Source organism: Actinomadura logoneensis (genome assembly GCF_003428695.1).
Lineage (GTDB): Bacteria > Actinomycetota > Actinomycetes > Streptosporangiales > Streptosporangiaceae > Spirillospora > Spirillospora logoneensis.
The window spans coordinates 1-5,410 of sequence record NZ_QURH01000850.1 but is presented as its reverse complement, the minus strand read 5'-3'; the positions used below and the strand labels follow the sequence as shown (position 1 = coordinate 5,410).

The 5,410-nt window shown below is 74.1% G+C and carries 4 protein-coding genes; 2 read left to right on the top strand and 2 right to left on the bottom strand.

The window, feature by feature from the left end; genetic code table 11:
- The first annotated feature begins 381 nt into the window (after window positions 1-381).
- Entirely contained in the window at window positions 382-1,650 is a 1,269-nt protein-coding gene (locus tag DZF91_RS28845) for a helix-turn-helix transcriptional regulator (protein WP_117360271.1), read from the top strand.
- Between the two features lie 117 nt (window positions 1,651-1,767).
- Here the strand turns inward: DZF91_RS28845 and DZF91_RS28840 are convergent, their stop codons facing one another.
- On the bottom strand, window positions 1,768-2,841 hold the full coding sequence (locus DZF91_RS28840; RefSeq protein WP_117360270.1) for a lipocalin family protein: 1,074 nt from the start codon (window positions 2,839-2,841) through the stop codon (window positions 1,768-1,770).
- Window positions 2,842-2,906: 65 nt separating this feature from the next.
- Here DZF91_RS28840 and DZF91_RS28835 point away from each other — a divergent pair, with 65 nt between their 5' ends.
- Complete coding sequence (locus tag DZF91_RS28835) at window positions 2,907-3,443, top strand: RNA ligase 1 family protein (protein ID WP_117360269.1); 537 nt, start codon at window positions 2,907-2,909, stop codon at window positions 3,441-3,443.
- Window positions 3,444-3,898: 455 nt separating this feature from the next.
- Here the strand turns inward: DZF91_RS28835 and DZF91_RS28830 are convergent, their stop codons facing one another.
- Window positions 3,899-5,209, bottom strand: a complete 1,311-nt coding sequence (locus DZF91_RS28830; RefSeq protein ID WP_117360268.1) for an AAA family ATPase — start codon at window positions 5,207-5,209, stop codon at window positions 3,899-3,901.
- Window positions 5,210-5,410 lie beyond the last annotated feature (201 nt).

Genomic DNA, 5,410 nt, shown 5'->3' with positions numbered 1-5,410 from the left:
CCCAGCGCGGCGGCGAGCGCCACGCCCCAGGCGGGCCAGCGGGCCGGGCCGCCGCCGAACAGCCAGGGCGCGGCGGCGGTGAGGGCGAGGGTGGCGCCGGCCGAGGTCCAGAGCGCGTACCAGAGCGGCCTGGAGGAGAGGGACGGGTCCGGCGCGGGCGCGGTGGGACTCATGTTCCCTTTCGGGTAGAGCGGGCGGGGTCTCGCCGGCCGTCCCGGTTCTGCGGGTGAGGCGGCTCCTCGGCGTCTTATGCTGGCGGCCCCGCGGCGGGGGCCGCGAGAGCATCCGCTGCCCGCGTCCGGCACATCGGGGGATTTTCTGCCCCCAAAGTAGGCACTTGCCGGGCATTCGGGCGGGCTCGTGCGTGAGAATGCGGTTCCTATGAGCGACCAGCGGCGCGAGCTCGTCCGGGCACGGGAACTCCAGGGACTCACGCAGGCGGACGCGGCCGACCGGGTGCACGTCGCCACCTCGACCTGGGCCCGGTGGGAAAGGGGCGAGCGCGCGCCCCGGACGCAGCACATCGCCGAGATCGCGCGGGCGCTGGACGTCCCGGCGGCGCGGGTGCGGGGCTGGTTCACGGGTCCGGGCGAGGCCCCCGGCGACCCGGGCGGAGCGGAGGCCGCGGCCGGGGACGACCGGCCCCCGCCGGACCTCGGCGACCCGACGATGATCTTCGCCGACGCGCGCGCCCTCGGCGCCTCGAACGCCGACCCGGAGGTGCTGCGCATCGCGCGGCTGTCCCTCGGCCGCATCGTGGACCGCTACGAGCAGCTCGGTCCCTGGGCGCTGGCCGCCGAGGCGCGCGAGCTGCGCCGGTCGCTGCACGCCCTGCTGCACGGGCAGCAGCCGCCGAGGCAGCGCCGCGAGCTGTTCGCCACGGCCGCGCGGACGGCCGGACTGCTCGGCTACATGGCCGTCCACCTGGGACGTTCGGTCGTCGCCGAGGCGTACCTGGCCGAGGCCGAGCTGCTGGCCGGGTACGCCGAGGACGTCGAGATGCGGATGTGGACGGCGGGCACGCGCTCCCTCGCGCTCTACGACCAGGGCCGCTTCGCCGAGGCGGACGCCGTCGCCGAGGCCGCCGTCCGGCTGGACCCGACCGGCCCCCAGGCGATCCGGCTGCTGGCCGCCGGACGGGCCCGCGCGCTCGCCCGGCTGGGCGACGCCTCCGCGCACGCACGCGCGGGACGCCTGCTGGACGAGGCGATCGGCCTGTCCGAGCGCCGCCGCGACCGGCTGCCCACCGGGTTTCCGCCGTGCGTCTCGTTCGTCCCGTACAGCACGGCGCGGACGCTGGCCAGCGCGGTCACCGTGCACGCCGCGACGGGCGACGCGGGACGGGCGCTGGAGTGCGCCTCGGTGATCGAGCCCATGGTGCGCAATTCCGGCTCGCGCTGGACCGAGGCGCTGGTCGGCCTGGACGTCGCGACGGCGCTGCTGGGCGAGGACGTCCGGCGCGCCATGGGCCTCGGCTGCCGGGCGCTCGAACTGACGCGTCCGGTGCCGATCCGCCCGGTGTGGCAGCGCGCCCGCGAGCTGGAGGCCGCCGCCGTCCCGTGGGCGGAGGAGGCGCCCGCCGCCCGCTTCAGCGCGCTGCTCCGCGACTGGGGCCGCACGCCCCTGGCCCGTCCCGTCGTGGCGGGCTGACCTCCGACCCGACCAGCGAGCGCGGCCGGACGAGTCGGAGCAGAGAGGACGGGCCGGGGCGGCGGCCGTTGCCTGCCGCCGCCCCGGGATCAGGTCGGAAACGTGCCGGGGATCAGGTCAGAAGACGGTGTCGGGAGTGGTGATCTCGACGTAGCTCTGGCCGAGGACCTTGCAGCCGTTGACCGTGCCGGTGACGGTCGAGGCGCCCTCCCAGTAGCCGCCGCCGGGGGCGTCCTCCCAGGCGACCTCCTGGTCGCGGCGCTGCGGCGTCACCGTGAACTCGCCGCCGGGCACGCGGACCTTCCAGCCGCTGGTGTAGGTCAGGTTGGTGACCGGGCTCGTCCAGCTCCCGACCGGGGTCATCGACAGCTTGGACGGGTCGAGGTCGACGGTCGAGCCGTCCGCGCGGACGAGCGTCCCGGCCCGGCGGACCACGCCGTTCGCGTCGTTGATCAGGTACACCATGTACTGGGTGCCGTTGGTCAGCTGGATGCTGAACCAGTCCCAGCGGCCGTAGCCGGACGTGAAGTCCCCGTACTGGTGGTCGAACCAGGACTGGCCGGTGACCTTGATCGCCTCACCGTGGTCGTACACCGTGCCCGAGGTCTTCAGGTTGGTGTACGAGTAGTAGTACGACTGGCCCCACTGGGCGTAGTCGATCAGGCCCCGGACGCCCTTGTAGTTGCCGTGCAGCGCGGGCGGGGTCTTCTGGGAGAGCGCCAGGTCGAGCTTGTAGGAGCCGTCCTGGAAGCCGCCGCCCAGCTTGTAGCTGCCGTTCTTGCCCGACATGTTCCAGTCGTCCACGGCGATGTCGTAGCCGCCGTCGGCCGGGATGGTGTCGGGCAGCCCGGCGGCGCGCGACTCCCACTTGAACTTGTCGGCGGTCAGGTCGGTGACCGACAGGTTCCCCGCGTACCCCGACAGGGTCGGGTACTGGATCTGGTTGCGGAAGAAGACCTGCTCGAAGCCGTAGTCGTGGCGCTTGCCCTTGCTGTCCACACCGCTCAGGTGGCCGGTGTAGTAGTACCACTCCCGGGTGGCGTTGTGCGGCGACTCGTCCTTCGGGATCGAGATCCCCACCGTGTCGGCGGAGGCTGGGGCGGGGGAGGCCAGGAAGAGGGACAGCGCGGCCGCGGTCGCCGTCCACAGCGCGGTCAGCCGCCGCGCCCGGCCTTTGTGATCTTGGATCATGGGGCGAACCCTAGCCCCGCGAAAACCGGTGGAGGAAGGCCCAGATCCATCGCAGAATCGGCCCCATGCGCAAGATTCCGACCGTCTTCACCCGCGACTGGGCGGGGGATCCGAAGCGCGTGACCCGCGTCCCCGACCCCGAGTGCACCTGGGTCCTGGCAGGTCTCGGCGTCGCGACCCGCAAGTTCGACGGCACGTGCGTCCGGTTCGACGGCGAGCGCTGGTGGGCCCGCCGCGAGGTCCGCGCCGGCCGCACGGCCCCGGACGGGTTCGTCGCGGTCGACGCGGACGAGGTGACGGGGAAGACCGTCGGCTGGGAACCCGCCGAGTCGTCCGCGTTCTGGAAGTACCTGCGGGCCGCCGCCGGTGACGCCGCCTGGGAGGCGGGCACCTACGAGCTGATCGGCCCCAAGGTCAACGGCAACCCGGAAGGGGTCGGGACGCACACCCTCGTTCCGCACGGCGGTGAGCGCCTCGACGGTGTCCCGCGCGACTTCGACGGGCTGCGCGAGTGGCTGCTCGCCCATCCCTACGAGGGGATCGTGTGGCACGCACCGGACGGGCGGATGGCCAAGCTCAAGCGCCGCGACATGCCGTCCTGACCGTCCGGGAGATCCGGGGACGTGGGCGGGCCGCCGGAGCGGACGGTTCGCTGGCGCTCCGGTCCGGTCCGGCGCCGGCTGCGAGGTGTGGGGAGTCACGGCGGGCGGAATGCGCACCGCCGTGACCCCGTCCCCCCACACCGCAGGCGGACCCGGCGCGCCGGACCCGGAGCGGAAACGCCCTCCCGCGCGCTTCCGCTCCGCCCCCTTGGACCCGGCGCGAACGCCATCCACTTCGGTGCGCACGAAGTTAGCGGGGTCTGGAGCGCGGGTTCACCGGCTTCGCGGCCACGTCGCCGAGCGGTCGGTCGCCTGCGGTGAGCGGTCGGTCACACGGGACGGACGGCACGCCCGGACCACCAGGTCGCAGGCGGCGCCGGAACACGTCCAGAGTCAGGCCAGAGCCCGGCCCGAGACGGAGATGAAGCCAGGTCAGCGGCGGAGGCGGGGCCGGGTCAGAGGTAGAGGCCGTACAGCTCCTCGGGGTGGTCCCAGATCGGCGGCAGGTCGTCTGCGGTGAGGGTGACCAGGACGTCGCGGTCCGGCCGTGCGGACAGGGACGCGATCCGCTGCGCCTGGTGGGCGACGGCCATGTCCAGCAGGTTCCGCATGAGGCGTCCGTTGCCGAAGCCCGCACCGCGCGGGACGCGCCGCAGCATGCCCTCGAGGACGTCCGGCAGCCCGTCGTCCAGCCGGAACCCGTCGTTCTCGGCGAGGGAGGCGAACACGGCGACGAGTTCCTCGTCGGAGTAGTCCGGGAAGTGGATCTGCTTGGGGAAGCGCGAGTCCAGCCCGGGGTTGGCGGCGAGGAAGTCGGCCATCTCGCGCTCGTAGCCCGCGACGATCACCACCAGGTCGTCGCGGTGGTCCTCCATCAGCTTCACCAGCTCGGCGATGGCCTCGTGCCCGTAGTCGCCCTTCAGCGGCGACTGGGTGAGGGTGTACGCCTCGTCGATGAACAGCACGCCGCCGACCGCGCGCTCCACCAGCCGGCGGGTGCGCGGCGCGGTCTGCCCGATGTACTCGCCGACCAGGTGCGTCCGGGACGCCTCGACCAGGTGCCCGGACGACAGCACGCCGAGCCGCCGGTAGATCCGGCCGAGCAGCCGCGCGACCATCGTCTTGCCGGTGCCGGGGCTGCCGGTGAACACCATGTGCCGCGTCGGGGTCGTCACGCGCAGCCCGGACCGGACGCGCGCCCGGTCGACCCGCGCGGTCGCGGCGAGCAGCGCGATCTCGTGCTTGACGTTCTCCAGGCCGGTGAGCGCGGCGAGTTCGGCCATGGGGTCGCCCACGGCCCGGGCCGTGTCGAGCGTCGCGGGGATGTCGCCCTTGCGGACGACCGGCTGCTCCCCGTCGGCCGTCTTCAGGCCGGCCAGCACCAGGTCGGCGAGGTAGGGCGCGAGGCGGGCGTTGCGCAGCGTCTGGACGGGAGGCGTCGCGGCGAGCAGCGTCCCGGCGGCGGCGAGGGCGTGCCGGGTCGCGCGGGCGCCGCGCTCGGCGAGCGCCCGGCGGAACAGCTCGGCGTGCCCGTCGGCGGTGAACGGCCGGGTCCGCGCGATCCGGAACCGCTGCGGCAACACCGGGTCGACCTCGCCGATCCGCCGGTCGCCGTCGGTGCCGCACAGCGCGGCGACGTGCAGTTCGGGGTGGATGGCGAGCAGCCGGTGCAGCTCTTCGGCGATCGCCTCGCCGAGGGCGGGATCGGCGGTGACCGTGTCCAGGCCCTCGAACACCAGGAGCCGGTCGGCGCCGCAGTCCCGCACGTCCGCGTGCAGCTTGGCGACGGCGTCCGGGAGGCGCTGCCCGACCAGCAGGTTCGCGGTCAGCCAGAGCGGGTCGCGGCTCAGCGACAGCGCGCGGCTGAGCTCCTGCGCGGCGTCCCGCCACCCGCTTCAGCGGCATCGTCAGCGACAGGCCGCGCCACGAGCCGTCCAGGCCGGCGAGGAACCCGGCCAGGCCGTCCT